The following is a 1,061-nucleotide window of genomic DNA, read 5'->3' as shown; positions in this document are numbered from 1 at the left end:
CGCCGAGGCGCACACGAAGAAAGGTACAAAATGGCAGGAGGTAATTTAGGGGCGCTGGTCGTTTCGTTAGAAGCCAATATCGCCAAGTTCAATTCGGACATGGGCGCCGCCGCAAAGCAAGTCGACCAGTCCATGTCGGCAATGTCCGCAAGCACGAAGGTGGCCACCGATGCCATCAAGAGGCTCGAGGCGCAGGCAAACGGGGCCAAGGCAGCGGCGATGTCGCTGGCCAAGGGGATGATCCTCGGTGCCGCAGTCGGAATGAGCTTTGACGCCATCAGCGGCAAAATCATGGGTGTCGTCACCAACATGGCGAACCTCAAAACCCTGTCCGAAAAGACGGGTGCCAGTGTTGAAAACCTGTCGAAGCTCGCTTTCGTGTCCAAGCAATCCGGCTCCGACATCGAGGCGGTCACTTCGGCGCTGTCGAAAATGTCAAAGGGCATGGTCGGTGCCGACAATGACACCAAGGGCGCGGGCCTCGCGCTCAAGTATCTGGGCGTCAGTGCCAAAGATTCAGCCGGCAACCTCAAGGACCCGGCCGTGATGTTCACGGATATCGCGAAGAAGCTGTACGAGTATGAAGACGGCGCCGGCAAGGCTGCGATCGCCCAGGCGCTGTTCGGCAAGGCCGGCGCCGACATGCTGCCCACGCTCAAAATGCTGGGCGAGCAGGGGGATATCGCAGCAAAGGCCACCACGGACCAAGCTACGGCGGCGCGCCAGTACATGCGCGATATGGCCAAGCTTGAGGCCCAACAGGGGATGCTCTTCAAGACGATCGCCGTATCTATGTTGCCTGCGATGAGTGATTTTTCGGCAGTCCTCCTGGAGGCGTCAAAAAATACGAATCTTGTAAACGCCGCTGGTAAAAGCCTTGCCGATGACAACTCGATTACTGACTGGGCGGATCAGGGGGCGATCGCGCTAGCGGGCCTGGTGGATACCATTCGTATCGTCGGCAGCGCAGTGCCGGTAGTCACGTCAAGCTTCAAGTCTGGGATGAGTAGCCTCAAGGCTTTATCTGCGGGTAGCACGGTTGGGATGCTTGCCACGGCGGC

1 protein-coding gene is annotated in these 1,061 nt (G+C 58.9%); it reads left to right on the top strand.

Annotated features, from left to right (window positions below; genetic code table 11):
* Nucleotides 1–30: 30 nt before the first annotated feature.
* A partial coding sequence (locus ACP7BZ_RS22930; protein WP_426117511.1) for a hypothetical protein occupies nt 31–1,061 on the top strand: 1,031 nt, incomplete at its 3' end.

Origin of the sequence: Massilia sp. PWRC2 (genome assembly GCF_049896725.1) — a bacterium.
In the GTDB taxonomy this organism is placed as follows: Bacteria; Pseudomonadota; Gammaproteobacteria; order Burkholderiales; family Burkholderiaceae_D; genus JAFCUW01.
Note: the sequence above shows the minus strand (reverse complement) of the source record. Positions and strands in the feature narration are given on the sequence as shown.